The organism is Paraburkholderia edwinii (assembly GCF_019428685.1).
Lineage (GTDB): Bacteria > Pseudomonadota > Gammaproteobacteria > Burkholderiales > Burkholderiaceae > Paraburkholderia > Paraburkholderia edwinii.
In genome coordinates this window covers 642224-661461 of the sequence record NZ_CP080096.1, presented here as the reverse complement: position 1 = coordinate 661461, position 19238 = coordinate 642224, and the positions used below count along the sequence as shown (strand labels likewise).

15 protein-coding genes are annotated in these 19238 nt (G+C 60.5%); 8 read left to right on the top strand and 7 right to left on the bottom strand.

Features of this window, described 5'->3' with window-relative positions; translation table 11 throughout:
- The first annotated feature begins 471 nt into the window (after positions 1-471).
- A complete protein-coding gene (locus KZJ38_RS24625) occupies positions 472-1176 on the top strand; it encodes a helix-turn-helix transcriptional regulator (RefSeq protein WP_219803604.1) in 705 nt (234 codons plus the stop codon).
- Here the strand turns inward: KZJ38_RS24625 and KZJ38_RS24620 are convergent.
- Positions 1160-1468 (bottom strand): helix-turn-helix domain-containing protein, encoded by a 309-nt coding sequence (locus KZJ38_RS24620; RefSeq protein WP_219802323.1) that lies wholly within the window; start codon positions 1466-1468, stop codon positions 1160-1162. The two genes, KZJ38_RS24625 and KZJ38_RS24620, sit on opposite strands and share 17 nt — an antisense overlap.
- Positions 1469-1618: 150 nt before the next feature.
- On the opposite strand from KZJ38_RS24620, the gene KZJ38_RS24615 reads away from it, so the two are divergent.
- A complete protein-coding gene (locus tag KZJ38_RS24615) occupies positions 1619-2215 on the top strand; it encodes an acyl-homoserine-lactone synthase (RefSeq protein ID WP_219802322.1) in 597 nt (198 codons plus the stop codon).
- A 249-nt stretch (positions 2216-2464) separates the two neighbouring features.
- Here KZJ38_RS24615 and KZJ38_RS24610 read toward each other — a convergent pair whose 3' ends face one another.
- Positions 2465-3979 carry an MFS transporter gene (locus KZJ38_RS24610; RefSeq protein WP_219803603.1) on the bottom strand — a complete coding sequence of 505 codons (1515 nt, stop codon included), beginning with the start codon at positions 3977-3979 and terminating at the stop codon, positions 2465-2467.
- Between the two features lie 140 nt (positions 3980-4119).
- Positions 4120-4809, bottom strand: a complete 690-nt coding sequence (locus tag KZJ38_RS24605) for a FadR/GntR family transcriptional regulator (protein ID WP_219803602.1) — start codon at positions 4807-4809, stop codon at positions 4120-4122.
- Between the two features lie 276 nt (positions 4810-5085).
- Here KZJ38_RS24605 and KZJ38_RS24600 point away from each other — a divergent pair, with 276 nt between their 5' ends.
- The 3 genes from KZJ38_RS24600 (at position 5086) to KZJ38_RS24590 (ending at position 7882) form a co-directional block, all read left to right on the top strand.
- On the top strand, positions 5086-5565 hold the full coding sequence (locus KZJ38_RS24600) for a universal stress protein (protein ID WP_219802320.1): 480 nt from the start codon (positions 5086-5088) through the stop codon (positions 5563-5565).
- A gap of 120 nt (positions 5566-5685) precedes the next feature.
- A complete protein-coding gene (locus tag KZJ38_RS24595) occupies positions 5686-6483 on the top strand; it encodes a helix-turn-helix domain-containing protein (protein WP_219802319.1) in 798 nt (265 codons plus the stop codon).
- 106 nt (positions 6484-6589) lie between these two features.
- Positions 6590-7882 carry an SUMF1/EgtB/PvdO family nonheme iron enzyme gene (locus KZJ38_RS24590; RefSeq protein WP_219802317.1) on the top strand — a complete coding sequence of 431 codons (1293 nt, stop codon included), beginning with the start codon at positions 6590-6592 and terminating at the stop codon, positions 7880-7882.
- Positions 7883-7947: 65 nt separating this feature from the next.
- Here KZJ38_RS24590 and KZJ38_RS24585 read toward each other — a convergent pair whose 3' ends face one another.
- The 3 genes from KZJ38_RS24585 to KZJ38_RS24575 all read right to left on the bottom strand — a co-directional run bounded on the left by KZJ38_RS24585 (position 7948) and on the right by KZJ38_RS24575 (position 10771).
- Entirely contained in the window at positions 7948-9168 is a 1221-nt protein-coding gene (locus KZJ38_RS24585) for a DUF3443 family protein (protein WP_219802311.1), read from the bottom strand.
- A gap of 11 nt (positions 9169-9179) precedes the next feature.
- On the bottom strand, positions 9180-9713 hold the full coding sequence (locus KZJ38_RS24580; protein ID WP_219802309.1) for a DUF2844 domain-containing protein: 534 nt from the start codon (positions 9711-9713) through the stop codon (positions 9180-9182).
- 362 nt (positions 9714-10075) lie between these two features.
- On the bottom strand, positions 10076-10771 hold the full coding sequence (locus KZJ38_RS24575; RefSeq protein ID WP_219802308.1) for a response regulator transcription factor: 696 nt from the start codon (positions 10769-10771) through the stop codon (positions 10076-10078).
- Between the two features lie 394 nt (positions 10772-11165).
- Here KZJ38_RS24575 and KZJ38_RS24570 point away from each other — a divergent pair, with 394 nt between their 5' ends.
- The 3 genes from KZJ38_RS24570 (at position 11166) to KZJ38_RS24560 (ending at position 18339) form a co-directional block, all read left to right on the top strand.
- Complete coding sequence (locus KZJ38_RS24570) at positions 11166-16364, top strand: trifunctional serine/threonine-protein kinase/ATP-binding protein/sensor histidine kinase (protein ID WP_219802306.1); 5199 nt, start codon at positions 11166-11168, stop codon at positions 16362-16364.
- A 167-nt stretch (positions 16365-16531) separates the two neighbouring features.
- Entirely contained in the window at positions 16532-17407 is an 876-nt protein-coding gene (gene mdcB, locus KZJ38_RS24565) for a triphosphoribosyl-dephospho-CoA synthase MdcB (protein WP_246641984.1), read from the top strand.
- Positions 17404-18339, top strand: a complete 936-nt coding sequence (locus KZJ38_RS24560) for an ACP S-malonyltransferase (RefSeq protein ID WP_219802304.1) — start codon at positions 17404-17406, stop codon at positions 18337-18339. The genes mdcB and KZJ38_RS24560 overlap by 4 nt, the downstream gene beginning before the upstream one ends.
- Before the next feature lie 48 nt (positions 18340-18387).
- Here the strand turns inward: KZJ38_RS24560 and KZJ38_RS24555 are convergent, their stop codons facing one another.
- The gene (locus KZJ38_RS24555; RefSeq protein WP_219802303.1) at positions 18388-19161 is read right to left on the bottom strand and encodes an alpha/beta fold hydrolase; all 774 of its coding nucleotides are present in this window, start codon (positions 19159-19161) and stop codon (positions 18388-18390) included.
- Positions 19162-19238 lie beyond the last annotated feature (77 nt).

Genomic DNA, 19238 nt, shown 5'->3' with positions numbered 1-19238 from the left:
ATGTTGTCAAACAACTTTGCAACATCTGCGGATATCCGGGACAATGCTGTATTCGTCGATGCGGCCAGGTGGTTCATACTGGTAGCCAAGTGGTCCGCAAACGAGTGACGAACGGATGACAGAATGGCGACACTGGGCTGTCGCTGGTTGGTATTTAACCTTATTAATGGAATCGCTTTCAGGTGTCCTTTAGAGCGTTATTGCCAGAGGTATAGGCCGCAATTGCCGAAACTGTTTCGATAAAACGCCATATATGCCCTCCGTTTTCGCCAATTCCGAATGCTACGTCTGATTTTTACGTAAGGTTTGGAATCAATTATTTCTGGTATCGCGCTTTTTCAGTAAAACAAGAATAATGATGCTAAATTGATACAGTACAGAACAAGTGGTCATGGCGCGCGCGGCTGAAGCCCGCGGCATGGCTCGCCGCGCCCTGAGAGAACTGCCTTGTCGCTACCTTATTTTGAGCAGATGTCGCCGATGCTCAACGCAACCGACGACAGCACGTGGTTCGCCGAACTCGCCCGCCTCGCCGAGGGATGGGGGTTCAACCGCGTGCTGGTCGCAATCGTGCCGCGCCCGAGTATCCGGATGGAAGATTCGTTCCTGCGCAGCACGTACGCACCTGCGTGGCGTCAGTTTTACGATGCGCACGGCTTCGCGCACATCGACCCGACCGTCACGCACTGCGTGACGAAGTCGTCGCCGCTGATCTGGTCGCCGGACCTGTTCTCGACGAATCCGCAGCAATCGATGTATGAGGAAGCGCGCCTGCATGGGCTGCGTGCGGGCGTGACGCTGCCGATTCACGGCCCGCAGCAGGAAAAAGGAATGATCTGCTTCGTGAACGACAGCAACCCGACGAGCGAATTCTGGCGCCACATCGACGTGGTGCTGCCGAATCTGGTGTTGCTGCGCGATCTCGTGATCGATACCAGCCAGCCGTATCTGAATCATCACGCGCAAGCGCTGCTACCGAAGCTGACGCCTCGGGAGCGCGAATGCCTGCAGTGGACAGCGCGCGGCAAGTCCACTTGGGAAATTTCGCACATCCTCGGATGTTCGGAAGCCGTGGTGAACTTCCATCTGAAGAATATCCGTGCGAAATTCGGCGTGAACTCCCGGCGCGCCGCGGCCGTCATTGCGACGCAACTGGGCCTTATTGATCCAGGTTGATCAGTTCCCGTGCTTCACCGGACATTACCCGGCCGGCTTTGCCAAGGTCACCGTCGGTGACCGTCTTCGAAAAATAAAGGCCAAGCAGAATCGATACCGGCGCGGGGATTTCCGCGCCCGACTCGAAACGGCTGCCACGCGATTGCGTAACCCCGAAACGAGCCCAAAACTGCCTTTGGCTCTCTTTTCTCTTTTTCCGATAAGCGATGATTAAAACGCGGTCGACAGCGGACGAAACGTCTGCCGACCGGTTTTGCACGGCGGCTTGCCAATGATTTTCCAGCAGTTCCATGGTAATCCCCATTGGGTTGGGCAATGTTCATCTCAATTTTGATGATGCGGGGACTCGCCGGACACCTATCCAGGTGGATAGGTGCAAATGTCTATCCAGAATGCATAAGTTTTTCTGCGTACGGGAACGGACCCGGGCGAGGAGAACATCATGCAAGCAGCGATTCGAATTGGTACCCCGACAGAGATCGACACCACCGACCTACACGAGATGTACCGCTTGAGAGCCCGCGTATTTCATGGGCGAATGGGATGGGACATTCCGATCATCGCTGGCATGGAGGTCGACGGCTACGACGCTTTAGGCCCGCACTACATGCTGATTCAGGACTCGGCACGCCGCGTACGCGGCTGTTGGCGTCTGATGCCGACCGAAGGCCCCAACATGCTGCGCGATACGTTCCCGCAGCTGCTGCACGGCAACGCTGCACCGCTCGGCCGGAACATCTGGGAACTGAGCCGCTTCGCGATCGAGGCTGGCGACGAGCACGATCAAAGCTTCGGCTTTGCCGATGTGACGATGCACGCGATCAAGGAGCTCGTCACGTTTGCGGACAAGATGGGCATCACGCGTTACGTCACTGTGACGACCACGCCGATCGAGCGTCTGCTGCGCAGAACCGGCATTGAAATTGGCCGCCTCGGTGCGCCGGTGCAGATCGGTGTGGAGCGCGCGGTAGCGCTCGATATCGCGGTCAGCGAGCACACGCGCAATGCGCTGTTCGGCCAGATGGCAGTGGCCGCATAGCAGCTACCGGCCTAGCCGCTAGCCGCTCGCGACGACGCGAATGGGAAGTTCGGCAGCGCAGAGGCGTGCTCACGCCTGCTGCGATGGTTCGACACGCGTATTGATTGCGCGTCGGCCATGTATTGATGCGCGCGCTTTGGCGATCGCGCAGGGTTTGCTTTGCCCGATCGATGATCGCTTACTGCTCATCGCTTACTGCTCATCGCTTACTGCTTAGGCAAGCAAGCGCACCATGCCGCGCCTTGTCGCCTATCGGCCACGCCCGCGGAAGGTGATGTGTGAAATTTTGCGCACGAGCAGCGCCGCTGCGAGGGCCGCGCAACCGGTCAGCACGACGCCGATATGAATCGACTGCACGAGCACGTGCCGGGCAGCATCGAGCAACGCAGGCCCTTCGAGCCCCGCGCGTTTTAGTTGCGCGAGCAACGAGTCGCGCAGACCTTCGTCGACGAGAATGCGCGGATCGCCAAGCGTCGGGCGCCATTTTGCGGCGACCGGCTCGCCGAGCACGCGCAAGGTGTCGTCGATACCCGACGCATAGCGGCGATTGATGATCGTCGCGACGATGCTCGTCCCGAGCATGCCACCGACCATGCGCGTCGACTGCAGCAGCGCGGTCGTGATGCCGAAGCGCTCGCGGCCCGCGATCTCCTGCCCGAACACATTGAGGTTGTTGAGGATAAAGCCGAGCCCGACGCCGACGGCCGCCATCGAAAGCTCGAGATACAGATGCGGCGTAACCGGCGTCGCGACCGAAAGCCCGATCGACGCCGCGACGAGCAGTCCGAAGCCGATCGAAAGAATCATGGTCGGCCGCGACATATGAATCACGATGCGCGTGTTGATCAGGCTGCCGAGCGCGATGCACGCGGCGATCGGCGTCGCGAGCAGACCAGCCTGTTGCGGCGACAGCCCAAAGCCGCCTTGCAGCAGCAGCGGCGCGAAAAAGATGAGCGAAAACATCACGAAGCCGGACAGCACCGACAGCGTGAACAGCGTGACGAGCTGCGCGTCCTTGAACAGATCGAGCGGGATGATCGGATGCGTCGCGCGCCGCTCGCAGGCCAGCAACAGTGCTGCGCCGACCACAACCACCGCAGCGAGCGCCACGTTGGCGCCCGTCAAGCCGTCTTTAGGCACGGCTTCGATAAACGTCTGCAAACCGCCGAGCACAAGCGCAACGAGCAGCGCGCCGCCCCAATCGATGCGCACTTCGCCGACCTGTTCGCGCTTGTAATACGGCAGATGCGCCCAGATGAAATACAGCGCGAGTGCGCCCACCGGCAGATTGACGAGAAACGTCGAACGCCAGCCGAGATGCTGGCTCATCCAGCCGCCGAGCGACGGCCCGGCCGCCGTGCCGATACCGTACGCGGCCGCCATCACGACCTGCCAGCGCACGCGCTCGCGCGGATCGGGAAACAGATCGGGAATCGACGCGAACGCGGTGCCGACCATCATCCCGCCGCCGACGCCCTGCAGCCCGCGCGCGACCACAAGAAACGGCATGCTCGTCGCGATGCCGCACAACAGCGACGCGACCGTGAACACGATCACCGCGGCGATCACGAAGCGCTTGCGGCCGAAATAGTCGCCGAGCCGGCCGAACACCGGCACGGTGACGACCGACGCGAGCAGATACGCGCTTGCAATCCACGCGTAGTACTCGAAGCCGCGCAATTCGGAGACGATCGACGGCAACGCGGTACTCACTACGGTCTGATCGAGCGCGACCAGCATATTGACAAGACCGATGCCAAGCATGGCCAGCAAGGCATCGCGAAAAGGCAGGACAACGGACTTCTGATGAGGAGGATTCACTTCGGCACGACGCGGTCAAGCGCGTAAAAAGGCACGGCAAAAACGGCCTGAAAGTTGGAAAGGGAGGTCAGTACATTGACGCTTCACGACCCGAACATGCGGTCGCGCGCGTTCATCAGATGCGTGCGCATTGCGTCGCCGGCGGCCCTCGCGTCGTGTGCGCGAATCGCGTCGAGCACCGCGCGATGCTCGGCTTGCACGAGCCTTTGGCGCTCGAGTGTTTTCACGAGCGACAAGTTGCGCGACAGGTTCATGCTGAACGCAATCTGCTCTTCGATAAACGACATCATCGTGATGAAGAACTGGTTCTTCGACGCGCGCGCGACGGCAAGATGAAATGCGTAGTCGTCCTTCGCGCCGATACCTTGCGTTTCAATCACGCGCTCGAGCTCGTTCCACGCGTGCTCGATCGCGGCGATGTCGTCTTCGTCGGCCATTTGCGCGGCAAGCGCCGCGGCGCCGGCTTCGGTCACGATGCGAAAGTCGTAGCAGCGGCGAATATCGGACAGCGATTCGAGCGGCGCGAAACGGCGCACATCCGGATCGGGACGGCGCGCAACCGTGGTGCCCGAGCCGTGCCGCGTGACGATGATGCCGTCCGCGCGCAGCCGCGCGAGCGCCTCGCGCACGGTAGGCCGGGATGTCTCGAAGCGTTCGGCGAGCGCGTGCTCGGTGGGCAGCCGCTCGCCCTCCTTGTATTCGCCCTCGAGAATGCGGTTGAGGATGTCGCCGTATATCTTGTCGGGCAGGCCCGTCGATTTTCGCTCGTTAATCATCTTGGCATCTTGGCTGGCGGCTTGTCATCATGGAGCATAATTGTAAGGCAAGTCGGTTCGATCACACGATAAAAAAGAATCCTCACGCGCGTCATACGAGCCGAAACCACTGGCGCCACATGGCTTACGAAGCGCCGCCATTCCCTACGATGTGCCCCAAAACTTGCTAAGCATTTGATTGACATCATGCGGATCAGCACACGCGCCGCTGCGATCAATTAAGCTTTCCTTGCAATAGATGAACATTCGACACCTTTACTGCGCGGAGCTTCCATGTACAAACGCATCCTTGTAGCAGTCGACGGCAGTAAGACCTCGCGCGGCGCATTCGAGGCCGCCATTCATCTTGCCGCGTCGTTCGGCGCGACATTGCGCGCTTATTACGTCGTCGAGAACACGCCGATGTATTTCGAAGCACCGGGCTACGACCCGGGCATTCTGCAAAAACAGTTTGTGCAACAGGGCAAGGAGCTGACCGTCGAGCTCACGCAGGCCATGCAGGCGCGCAATGTCAGCGGCGACGTGACGGTAGGCGAAGCGTCCCCCAACGACGATGTCCCGACGCTCGTCCTGAAGGCCGCGGCACATTACAACGCGGACCTGCTCGTGATGGGCACGCACGGGCGCCGCGGCATGCAGCGCCTGATACTGGGCAGCGTTGCGGAGCGCTGTGTGCGTCAAGCGACATTGCCGGTACTGCTGGTTCCCGCAGCGGCAAGCCACGAAGCAGAGGCGAAAAGCGACAAGCCATAATTGGCGGCAGTCCCGGCCGTACAACCCGGGCCAATGAAGGTCCGCGCGTCATTTTGACGCGAAGTGGCGCGCGTGCGCGGTGGGACAATGGGGCATTCTTACCTTACAACGCCCTTTATCATGCTGACACCCACCACCACTCCGACGGTCGTGCGCCCCGCCGCGCACAGTCCAGTCCGCGCACCCGCTGCGGGCTCCGCGGGCCTGTCAGCCTCCGAGGCCCCTAACGCCCGCCACGTCGCGCGCTGCTCCACCTGCGCAATGCGTCATCTGTGCATGCCGCAAGGCATGTCGGCGGAAGAACTGCCGAAACTCGAAGCGCTGATCTGCAGGGCGCGCGCGGTGCGCCGCGGCGAACCGCTGTATCGCGCCGGCACACCTTTCGAAAACCTTTACGCTGTCCGCTCAGGCTCGCTCAAAACGACCATGGCGCACCGCGACGGCCGCGAACAGGTAACAGGCCTGCGCCTTGCTGGCGAATCGCTTGGACTCGACGGCATCAGCAGCGACACGCACGCGTGCAGCGCAATCGCACTCGAGGACAGTTCCGTGTGCATCGTCCCGTACGAGGCGCTCAAGCGCCTGTGCCGCGAGAGCGGCACGCTGCAGGAACGGCTGCACAAGCTGATGGGCGAGCAGATCGTCCGCGAGGCGAGCCAGATGCTGACGCTCGGCTCGCTGAACGCCGACGAACGCGTCGCGGCGTTTCTGCTCGATGTGTCGGAGCGCAATGCGCAGCGCGGCTATTCGTCGGCCGAATTCAACCTGCGCATGACGCGCGAAGATATGGGCAGTTACCTCGGCATGACGCTCGAAACGGTCAGCCGCACGTTGTCGAAATTCCAGAAGCGCGGCCTGATCGACGCGCGCGGCAAATTCATTCGTATTGTCGACCTGGAAGGACTGCGTGACCTGTAACCGTTAAACGCCCATCGCCGGGATTTTGCGTTCACGCGGCTTCACATGAAAAGTGAATACGCGTTACAGTCTTAAACCCGTCCCCTTAGAAAGGAGACCCGGCGAAATGAATCGCGATCTTCGTTTGCAGCACCCGCTTGTCCAACGTCTGCTCGACGCCCGTCGCGTGACGGACGCGCTGTTTGCCGTCGTCAAACCCGAACATCTGTACGAAAGACCGATCCGCGAGCGTCACCGCATCGTCTTCTATATCGGCCATCTCGAGGCCTTCGACCACAACCTGTTCGCAGACCGCCTGTTCCCGCTGCCGGTTTTCGATGCCGACCTCGACAGGCTGTTCGCGTTCGGCATCGACCCGGTGGATGGCGGTTTCCCGACCGATCAACCGTCCGACTGGCCGTCGCTCGACATCGTGCACGATTACGCACAGCGTGCGCGTGCGCAAATCGACCATGCGATCGCGACATTCGACTTCGACGCCGGCGATGTCTCGACGAATTCGCCCGCGCAACTGATGCAAGTAGCGATCGAGCACCGGCTCATGCACGCGGAAACGCTCGCGTACATGCTGCATCAGTTGCCGCTCGAGCAGAAGCTCGCGCCGCCGCGCGCATCGGAAACCGCCGCAGCCGGCAAGGTTGCGCACGCAACGACCATGGTTCACGTACCCGCAGGACGCGCCACGCTCGGCATGTCGCGCGAAAGCGGCCAGTTCGGCTGGGACAATGAATACGGCGAACAGCACATCGACGTCGACGCGTTCGAGATCGACCGCTACATGGTAACGAACGGCGAATTCCTGCAGTTCCTCGATGCCGGCGGCTACGACAATCGCGCGTACTGGTCCGACAAGGACTGGGCGTGGAAAGAAGCGGAGCACATCGCGCATCCGGTGGGCTGGACGCGCGGCAAAAGCGGCTGGACCTTGCGCACGATGTTCGACGAAGTGGCATTGCCGCCCGATTGGCCTGTCTATGTGAGCCACGCGGAAGCAAGCGCCTACGCGCGATGGGCCGGCAAGGCGCTGCCCACCGAAGCGCAATGGCAACGCGCGATCGAAGGCACACCGCAGGCCGACGCGCTGCCCGGCAACTTCGATTTCCGCAGCTGGGATCCGCAGCCGGTTCACGCGCACCCGGAGAACGTCAGCGCGTTCGGCGCCGAGGGCATGTTCGGCAACGGATGGGAATGGACGCAGTCGCTATTCGAACCGCTGCCAGGCTTCGAAGCGTTCCCGTTCTATCTCGGCTACTCGGCGAACTTCTTTGATGGCCAGCATTACGTGATCAAAGGCGGCTCGCCGCGCACTGCGCAGTGCATGTTGCGGCCGACCTTTCGCAACTGGTTTCAGCCGCGGTATCAGTATGTCTATGCCGGGTTCAGGTGCGTGCGGAATTGAGGCAAAAGAGCGATAGCCGGCACTAAAACCGACTATCGCTTTAGCACCCGCCTACAAGCGCGCGATCAAGACTGAATCGCAAAGAACGGCTGCGTGCCCGTCGAGAAATCATCGCTACCCGGCATGCCGAAGGTGATGCGTTTGCCGTAAACGAACGGCTCACCCAGATCCAGTACACCCGCTCCAAACAGCCCCATATTCTGACCGATGCCCTCGTGCGCCGCGTTCGACCCGTTGCCCAATTCGGACTCCGTGTTGACCAAGGTGAACGAAACACCGAGCGTGGCGCCGGTCTCGCTCTGAAGCGACGCCGAAAGCGCCGTTGGAGCAGCCGGACAGAACCACGGCGCGCTCGAAAAGCTCGACGGGCACTGGCTAATGGACGGGTCCACGATAAAGTACGCGCTCGAACCGGAGTCGATGAAGCCCGGCATCGGCAGGCCGTTAAAGCTGGCGGTCACCTCGCCGAACACGGTTGTCGTCATCTGCTGCGCAGTGGCCGGCAGCATGTTGTTGCTCTGCGTGTTGACCCCGAACGTCATCGTGCCCGAGACCGTGCCCGCGCCGCCTGGGGCGACTGCGGGAAAGTTCAGCGTCATCCCGTTGTTGTCGGTCGCAAAGTCGATAACCGGGTTAGGCACCTGTTCCGCGAGCGGCACCGCAATGCCCGTGCAGGTCGAACCGGCGCAATCGTAGTACATCGATGCTGCGGGTGACTGGCACGAAGTCTGGCAGTCGTGACGCATGACATTCAGGCCAATCAGCCCATTGCCGCCAAACGACGACGGACCCTTCGCAGCCATATCGGGACCTTCGCTTGAACAATCGGCGGGAATCGAGGCAAACGAGTCGTCGACAATCTGTATCGGCAACGACGAGGCCGTTTCACCGGCAATCTTCAGGTCGACCTTCGAAATCGGCCCCCATGCCGTCCCGGAACCGAACTCGACGCATTCGGCCATCGTATTGCCTTGCGCCGAGTCCTTCGCGTTAGCGAGGCCTAACGACGCCGGCACCGCCGAGCGCAGAAGACGCAAGCCCGACGAACCGGTATCGACGAGAACATGGTCGATCGTCGCGCAGTTGCCGGTGCCCGGCGCACAGATGGTCACGGTCACGTACGGCGCGTTCACAAAGCCGAACTTATTGTCCACCGTCACGTTAACCGAATTGGCCGCCTGATTCTGGCTCGAAATCTGACTAACTGCGCCACCGGAACCGCCACCGCCGCCTCCACAACCTGCGAGCACCAACGCGAAAGTGAGAATTGCCATGAGCTTTTTCATGTTGGCCTCGATTATTGAAGATCGGAAACAGATAGACCGTCAGGAAATTCCTGCGGAAGATAGGCGCAGCCGTGAAAATGGCCTAAATGGCCCATCGACTGAACAACCAGATCGGGCGAACTGAGGCTTCTTTCGCTCACACCCCCCACACGAATCACATCTTTACCCGCGGGCCGCAGATAGCGTTCCGAATAGCTACCAAGTATCGCCGCATAATTCGGCGTCTGCGGACCCTCCCAGGTAAGCGCAAATACATTACCGCTGGACGTCGCGACAAATTCACGTACGACAGTGCCCGAATTCAACGTGACGACATTCACTCTATAGAGTGCATTTGCCGAAGGCGTTGCCGCGTTAGCCTGCGAACCCGTCGCGGCCTTCAGTACCGCAGCTTCTCTCATGACGTTAGAGGCCACATGAGGATCAGCACCCGTCAACGGGAAGCTACCCAGCGCCGCAACGGCTGTGTTTGCAGCAAAGCCGATGCAGACGACCACGGCGAATCCGATCAATCTTGCTTTTAGTACCTTGTTTTCAATTTCCATGGCCTTTCTCAAATCAGGGTCCGGTTGTTACGCGCTAAAGATCACGCGGATAGCTCGTATAACAACCAGCACTTGCCTAAAAAGTGCCAATAGACAGGATGTTATTTAAATTTGAAGTTTCAGCAGCCTCATTGCTTTGGCTTATGCGTAGAAAAGCTTTAAGAATGCATACGGTTATTGTTTCTTGAATCAAGCCTTACGATTGCTTTATTCAATATCCGACTTTTCCATAACCTCAAATCCTGATTTATTTATAATCGGCGTGGAATTTATTGAACAGAAATGCAGCGGCAAGCGAAAGCCGCCCCCTTCGCCATGCGAGCGGAGGCGTGCGTCAAACGGTCTTGGGAATGTCGCGCTAGCTAGCAGCGCGGATTAATACCGAGGTCTTTCGCCTTGCGCACGAGATCCGGCACCGATCGCGCGTTCATCTTCTTCATCACCTGACTGCGGTGCAGCTTCACGCAGTCTTCGCTCACATCGAGCGCACCCGCGATCTGCTTGTTCAGCAGGCCCGTAATCACCAGATGCATGACCTCTCTTTCGCGAGACGAGAGCCTCGTATAGCAATGGCGCAACGGCCTCAGCCTTTCTTCTTCACGACGCCTTTGGGAATCGCGCTCGAGCGCGTCGTGTATCGCGTCGAGCATGTCCTGGTCGCGAAACGGCTTGGCAAGGAAATCCACTGCGCCGGCTTTCATCGCCTGAACGGACATCGCGACATCGCCGTGCCCGGTCACGAAAAGAATCGGCATGCGCAAATCGAAACGACCGCAGTCGCGCTGGAACGCAAGGCCACTTTCGCCACGCAGACGGATATCGAGCACGAGGCAGCTCGTGACGTCCGGCCGCTTGAATGCGAGAAAGGCCGCCGAAGAGTCGAACGTCTCGACGCGGTAACCGACGGAAAGGAGCAGCGAACCGAGCGTGGCACGCATCGATGCATCATCGTCCACGACGTAGACGATCGGCTGCGTGCCGGTTACACGCTGTTCCGGCAATTCGCCAAGACCCAGGATTCCACAAAATGACGTTGCGTCTTCGTTACAGGTGCGCATGATAGTCGTGGCTGTAGGGGTTCACCGGAATACCGCTCTCTGACTTTTGTCACGCGCTCGTCATCTGCTCTTTCATCCGCGCCGGCACCCATCGATGAGCGAACAGAGCGCAAGATGCATTATCGCTACGCGCCTGCTTTCGACAAGTATACACATCGTATACGTTACGTAATGCAAGGCGCTTGCTATGATGAGCCATCACGGTATCGCGCCTTGGCGCGAGTCGAACGCAGCAGCTTTTCCGAATAGCAGAATGCGCGACGCCGTGCGTTTTCTTTATCTCTCCCGGATACTGGGATTTATATTTCGGGGTCAAGGCTTAAGCACATCCCGCTAAAGCCTTTAGAACGCTCCGGCGGCCGCCTTTGAATGGGACCCCGCAGATTTCCGCACAATGAAGAACCACAGCCACGTATTGAGTTCAGTGCATGGTGGCGATCAGCTACTCGCACAAGATACCGCTGTATGCGCGCCTCCCCATTGTCCGTCGTACTCGTCGAGTTCAGTGCTTAAAGGGGGCGACCATCTTCTGATCCGCTATGTCGACGACCAGACCGGCGCCCGCCTGATCCGCGTGTGCCCGGAAGACGACACCGACTGCATGCAGCGATTGCAGGCAGCGTATAGCTTGCGCAATCAGCTCGATCGCCGCTGGGCTGTCGTACCTGTCGCGCTCTCGCGATACGCGGGACGCACGGCCCTCGTATCGATCGATCCGGGCGGTGTGCTATTGGCCAACCATCTTCAGGGAACGTTCGACTTCGAATCGTTCATGACGCTTGCCGACGCGCTCACCACCGCGCTGTGCGCGAGTCATACGGCCGGGATGATTCATGGAAATCTTCGTCCCGGCAACATTCTCGTCGACTTCGACACGTGCCAAAGCTGGTTAATGGGCTTTGCGGACGGTGACGAACTCAGTGGCTATCACGAAGATGAAGGCGCAGACCTGTCGCTGATCTATAGGGCGCCGGAGCAAAGAGGCTGCTTGGAGTTAGACCGCGACATCGATGCGAGAACGGATATATATGCGCTCGGTTGCATATTCCACGAGTTGCTGACCGGCTCGGCTCCGCCTTTAGCAGGCGCCGTTGCAACGATGCATAGCGATGCGGCTGCGCATGCCGTATCCGCGTCTTGGCACGTCGCCGGCATTCCGTCGCAAGTCGCTGCCATCGTGACGAAGATGCTCGCCACGCTGCCGGAAAACCGGTATCAGTCCGTTGCGAGCCTTGCCGCCGACCTTTCGCTCTGCCGTACGTTCTGGCGCGAACGGCAAAGCATTCCTTCATTTCCACTCGACCTGCGCAACATCGGCCACAAGTTCAAGAGCCCTGCAAAGGCATACGGAAGGGTCCATGAACTGAACGTACTCACCGCGTCGCTTGAACGCGTCGCCGCGACCGGCAAAGCCGAATTCGCTTTGCTTACCGGATATTCCGGTACGGGCAAGTCGTCGCTCGTGGCAAACTTTATAGCCGGGCTCGCTGCTAAACCGCACGACTATGCGGCCGGAAAATGCGACCCGTTGAAGTCGACCGTTCCCTATTCCGCCGTCGCACAGGCATTTCAGGCGCTGCTGCGACCGATTCTCGGCGCAGAAGACGCGCCCTTTCATTCCATGCGCGCGAGGCTGACCGAAGCGCTTGGCGTGAACGCCGGCGTGCTCGCCGCACTCGTGCCCAGCGCCGCGCTTATTCTCGGTGACGTTCCGCCGGTTCCCAAGCTTAAACCGCGTCTTGAGCGCATACGCTTTCTGCGGCTAACGGCACAACTGCTAAACGCGTTCGCGACCGCGCAAAAGCCGCTCATTCTCTTTTTCGACGACCTTCAATGGGCCGACGCCGGCACGCTTGCGGTCATCAGGCATCTGATCACGGAGCCCAGCGTCCGGCATGTCCTGATTGTCGCGGCGTATCGGGATATCGGAAAACAATCGTCGTCCACATTGCAATGGCTCGACGACGACGCGATCCGGCATCAGATGGTGGTCGTTCCGGCGCAGCCTCTAAGAACCACCGATCTCGCCGAATTGATATCCGATACGCTCGCTTGCACCTTGCCTGAAGCACTGCCGCTCGCCAAGCACGTCGAGAGCAGAACGGGCGGCGAGCCGTTCTTTGCAATACGCCTTCTGGCATCGCTCGCGGACGAAGGCGCGATAAGCTTCGACTACCGCGATTGCAAGTGGACGTGGAACCTGCGCGGCGTCGCGCAAATCGCGCACCCCGACAACATCGCGGATTTCATGCGGCTCCGTATTGCGAGCCTGTCCGCCCAAACGCAAGGCACGCTCCACTATCTCGCCTGCCTCGAAAGCAGTTCATTGGATATTCTGAATGTCGCGATGCACGGCGAGCTCAGCGAAACCTTATCCGCGCTGATCGATGCGCAGAAGCAGGACCTCGTCGTGCAGCAGGCGAACAATTGGCGGTTCTGGCATGACCGTGTCCGCGAAGCCGTCTACACATCGATCCCCGCAGCCGAAAGGCAGGCCTTCCACTTCGCCATAGGCCGAACGCTTGCCGCATGCGCGACTATCGATCTGCAAGGCGACCAGTTATTCGTCGTCGTGAACCAGATCAATCGCGGCCTGCAGTTCGTCAAATCGGTTGCGGAACGACAGTCCTTCGGGCGTCTCAATCTTGCCGCGGGCCGACGGGCAAGAGATGCAGCGGAGCACGTATCGGCGCTCGGGTACTTTGCAGCGGCAGCGCGCCTGCTTTCGGGCACACGCGAATCCGCGGACCGATACGCAGCGGAGTTTCATCTTTCCGAATGCGAATTTCTCACCGGCGCAGGCTCGTTCGCCTTAAAGCGCCTTCAGCGCTTAAGCCGCAATTTCCTCGACTTGCGGCTACGCACCAGCGTCACGCGGCTGCTGGTGACTATCCTGACGGCTCGCGACCAAACGCACGACGCGCTTGACGTCGCGCTCAACTATCTGCGTCAAGCCGGCGAGCAGTTGCCGGCCAAGCCAAGCGCCGACGACGTCGATGATGAGTTCAAACGCGTAGTCAACCTGATGAACGGACGCAAGCCGCATGACCTGCTTGCAATGCCGCTCATGCGCAATATGCAGCTTCGCAGCATCATGGAAGTGTATGTCGGCCTTCTTCCGGTCGCGATCTTTCATGACCGAGATCTTCGCGACCTCGTGCTGTTGCGCATGACGGCGTTAAGCCTCGAGCACGGACACTGCGATGCCTCGACGCATGCCTACGCGGGCGTGGTGCGTGCTTTAGGCGCCCGCTACGGCGACTACGAAATGGGCATTCAGTTTGGCGAACTGGCGATGAAGCTGATCGACAACAAGGATCTCGGAAGCATGAAAGTACGCGCGCAACTCGCCGTAGGGGCATGCGTGCTGCCGTGGTCGCAGCCGGTCAAACGCGCGGAAACGTTGGTACGCGAAGCAATGCACACCGCGTCGGTCATCGGCGACCTGAACTATGAAATCTATTCGCGCAGGAACCTTGTCAGCATTCTGATTTTCTCGGCAACACCGATCCGGGAGGCCATGGCCCAGGCCGACGCGGGCCTCGATATCGCGCGAAAGTACGGCATCGACCTGATGGCCGACTCGTTTACGGCGCAGATCTGGATGCTGCGTCAGCTTTGCGGACTGCCGATCGACGAGGCGTCACTGCTGACCGCCGGCTACGATCCGCGTGCGATCGATCGCATCGCAATCAATACGGCTTTGCCGAAGTCGATTGCCGCATTTGCGCACTGGACCCGTCAAATGCAGCTTGCCCTGACGTTTGGCGATTTCGAGGCGGCGCTGACCGCCGAAAGGGAGGCAGCGAAACACGCGTGGACCTCGGACTCGCTCGTCGAGCGGGTGGACCACTGTTGTTACGGCGCATTGGCTCATGCCGAAGCGCTGCTCGCACGCTCGTTTGAAATTATCCCCGAACATGTCGTGGCGCTTTACGACCGGCATAACACGCTTGCCGTATGGGCCCGATACTGCCCAGAAAATTTTCGCTGCCGGCTCGCGCTCGTCGAGGCGCAAATAGCCTGCGTCGAAGGCCGATGCGCCGATGCCGAGCAGCGCTTTGAGGAAGCCATCAAGGATGCGCGGCAGCACGGCTTTTTCCAGATCGAAGCCATGGCTGCGGAAGCCGCCGCACGGCACTATGCACGGCGAGCTCTGCATATCGTGGCACGTTCGTATCTTTGCCATGCGCGGCAAGCGTATGTCAGTCTCGGCGCGACGGCGAAAGTACACGCAATCGACTCGGTAGACACCGAGGAACCGGTAGCGTCGACGCCGCGCGAGCGCCGCGCGGCGGATCGATCCGTATGCCACGGTCGAAACGGGCATCAAGCGGGAAGCGCAGCCCCGCCCTCAGGCGAAATGATCCTCAGCAAACTCGCGGGCACGATCGTGACGAGCTCGGTGGAATTCGCGGGCGCGCAACGCGGCATCCTCGCGCTATATAAAGGTGCGTCGCTGCAGATCGCGGCAAGGGCGCATATCACGCGCAACGGCGTCGCGCTTTCGATGTGTCCGGCCGAGCTCACTTCCCGCGACGTGCCGATGACTATCCTCAAGGAAGTCGCCCGCACCCGATCGCATATCGCACTCGACGACGTGTCAGAAAGCGACGCATTTGCTTCGGATCCCTACATCGAATCGAACCGGCCGCGTTCGATAGCCTGCATGCCGATCATCCAGCAATCGCGGCTGACCGGCATGCTCTACCTTGAAAACTGCCTGGCCGCGGGGGTATTCACATCCAGAAAGATCGACGTTCTCGTCGCGCTCGCGACGCAAGCCGCCGCGGCGCTCGAGAACGCGCGAATTTACGCGCGGGTTACTGAAGAATCGCGGCCGCGAGACAGCGCCGGCGACGCATCCCCGCCGCATGAATCGCAAACCGAACAGGCGCGCGTCAAGCCGCTTGCGACGACGCGCGAACTCGTGGCGTCCGTTGTGCATGAAGTCGCCCAGCCTTTCGCGACGGTCGGAACGGCCGCCATCGCCGCACTGAACTGGCTATCCGCCCCGCAGCCCGACATCGATCAGGCTCGCTATATGGTCGAGCAGGTCGTCGAGCAAAGCTCTCGCGGACGCAGCATCGTCCACAGTTTGCGCGCGCTGGTCGGCAACGCGGCTCCGAGCTTTGAGCTGTTCGACATCAACGAATCGATCAGCCAGACGCTGTTGCAGGTTCGTGGCCGCATTCGCGAGGCACATATCGAACTCGATACGCAATCGTTGAACCGCAATCTGCCTGTCTATGGCGATCGCACCCAGCTGCAGCAGGTGGTGCTCAATCTTCTGCTGAATGCGATGGATGCCATGGAAAGCGTGACGGGCCGCAAGCGCATACTGACGATCAACACGTCGGAGCCTTCAACAGAAGACGTTCTCGTCGCCGTCGAAGACACGGGGCCGGGCATTGCGCCTTCGGTGGCCGGACGGCTCTTCTCACCGTTCGTCACCACCAAAAAAGAAGGCCTCGGCATGGGGCTCGTGATCTGCAACATGATCATCGAAGCGCACGGGGGAGTACTGACGGTCGAACCCGGACCGGAATCCGGATCCGTATTCCGGTTTTCCTTACCCAAGGCGTCGGCGTAAACGCTTTCCCGCTCGCTAACGTATAGGGTCGCCTCACCCCGGTAGGTGACCTGCTGCCTATGAGTAGGCTATGTTTGCGCGCAGCCTGACGTTATAGTTTTTTCACGCCAGCCGCATGTGTTCTGCTCTAGCGGATCCCGCGCAACGCGCTTCCCTGGAGCACGCACGTGAACCGTCGAGCCGACTGTTTTCCGGAAACACTACCCATTGCAGGCCACCCGACCCCATCGCACGTCGCGGACCTCGCCGTAGCTTGCCTGCTTGCCGCGATCGCCACATGGCCCAAGCCGGGTCTCGTTAGCCATCTCGACAACGGCGGTCATACTGACATTGATGCGCAAATACTGCGCGACAGTGCAGTCGCGCTCGAGCCATTCTTCGCGGAACTGGCCCACGCCGGCACGAGAAACGCCCGTATGCCCGCGCTTCGCCGCATCGGGGTTCGCGCAGAGCACCGCTTGCTCAATGCAACTGGCGGTGTCAACACGCACCACGGCGCCATCTTCGGCCTGGGGCTGCTGTGTGCCGCGGCGGGCGTGCGTATCGCGAATCGGGCACGCGAGCACGAGACCTTAGGCGGCATCGTCGCAAGGCTTTGGGGATCCGAAATCATGGCAGGCGCAAGACGCACCGCGAGCCACGGCGCCGCAGTCGCGCGGCGATATGGCGCGGGCGGCGCGCGAGCCGAAGCCGCTCAAGGTTTTCCAAAGCTTTATCAAGTCGGTCTTCCTGCGCTGCGTCTTGCAAGCGGTGTGGTCGGCGATCAGTTCGAGGAAGCGCGTGTGCATGCATGCTTTGCACTGCTTGCACGACTTGAAGACACCAACCTTCTCTATCGCGGCGGCATTGAGGGGCTGCGCTTCGCGCAACAGGAAGCCCGCGCTTTCCTGGCAGCGGGCAGCATATGGCAGCGCGAATGGTGGCTCGCGGCCTCTGCGATTCACGCGCGTTTCGTGGCTCGAAAACTCAGTCCGGGCGGCACGGCGAATCTGCTCGCGATGAGTCTGTTCGTCGATAGATGGGATACCGGCCCGACCCTATGAAGCTCGCCATTCTGTGTCCCGGCCAAGGCGCGCAGCATCCGGACATGTTTCGATTGACCCGCGACAGCGCACCGCTGCTTTTCGATCGCGCCGCCGCGTTGCTCGACGCACCCGTGCATGCATGGCTCGAGCGCGCGGATGCAACGATGCTACACAATAACCGTTCCGCGCAGATTCTCTGCACATCGCAACAGCTTGCCGCCACCGCGGCACTCAATGACGCGCTTCCGGACAATTGCTGCGTAGCGGGTTATAGCGTCGGCGAAGTAGCAGCATGGGGCGTGGCCGGTTTGATGCAGCCCGTCTCGTTGCTCAATCTTGTCGCCGCTCGCGCCGAATTGATGGATCTATGCAATCCGTTCGATGGCGCAATGCTATTCGTTAGCGGTCTCGACCGGCGAACGATCGAACAGCTTTGCACCGACGACGACGCGGCCATCGCGGTCGTCAACCCGAACAACGCGTTCATCATCGGCGGTCGGCGCCCCAAGCTGCTAGGCATCGCGCTGGACGCGATGGCCGCCGGAGCCTCGCGCGTCACGGCCATTTCTGCGAACGTCGCGGCGCACACGCCACTGCTTGCGAACGCCGCGGTCGCATTCGGCCAACTCGCCAGAAAAACCATTGTCAGCCAACGATGTCCGCCGCACATGCGCGTCTTTTCGGGTGTCGACGGCGAGCCTGTGATGGACATCGCCGCCGGCATCGACAAGCTTGCAAAGCAGATCGCGCAGCCGGTCCGCTGGGATGCATGCATGGCCGCATGCATTAAAGAAGGTGCAACCGCGTTTCTCGAGCTAGGCCCAGGCCGCGCCTTGAGCGACATGGCGACCGCGACCTACCCGCAGTTTCCGGCACGAAGCCTTGAAGACTTTCGCTCGATCGACGCTGTCACGGATTGGCTACACACCGTCGCGCGCCGATCCGCGTAACCGGATTTCGCGGCTCTCGCGGGTATTGCGAGTATCGCGGGGCCGCATTTAGCCGCGCTGTCCGGCAGCTTCCAGAATGAGCTGAGTAATTTCTTCGGGATGAGAAATCATCGAAAGATGGCTTGACTTGAGTTCGATGGTCTTCGCGTTCATGCGCTTGGCCATGAAACGTTCGAGGTCGGGATTGATGGTGCGATCCTCGGTAGACACCGCGTAGAAGCTGGGCTTCGAGCGCCATGCAGCCTGTGTCGTCTTGCCCGCAAGCAACGCTTTGTGAAACGGCTCCTGCACGGCATACAGCGCCTTTGCCTTCTCGGGTGGCAAGTCGCCGGCGAAATCGCGCAGAAACGCAGCTTCGGTCAGCCGGCCTTCATCGCCGTCGAACACGATGCCGGCGCTGGCAGGCGGCGTCGGGTAGGTTTTGGCCAGCGCCGTATAGTCCTCGTTCGCATCCGGCGCGCGGGCGGCCACATAAACAAGCGCCGAGACGTTCGGATGCGTGCCGGCCTCCGTCACGATCATGCCCGAGAACGAATGCCCGACAAACACCGTCGGACCGTCTTGCCGATCGAGCACGCGCTTGGCCGAAGCGACCGCCTCGGGCAGCGTCGTCAAGGGATTCTGCACGGACGTCACATTGAGCCCCGCCGCCTGCAGGCGCGGGATGACTTCGAGCCAGCACGATCCGTCGGCGAAAAGGCCATGCACGAGCACGACGTTGCGCGCTTTTGGCGGCGTAGCGTCGGCCGCGAAGGCGCGCGTCGAAATCAGGGACGCGGCGGCAGCAGCCACCATGGCGGCCGAGAAATTACGTCGATTCATGTTTCATTCTCCAGTTGATTCGCAATGGACACCAGATGATAGAGACCCGCCTGCTTTCAGCAATGCATACGATGTGT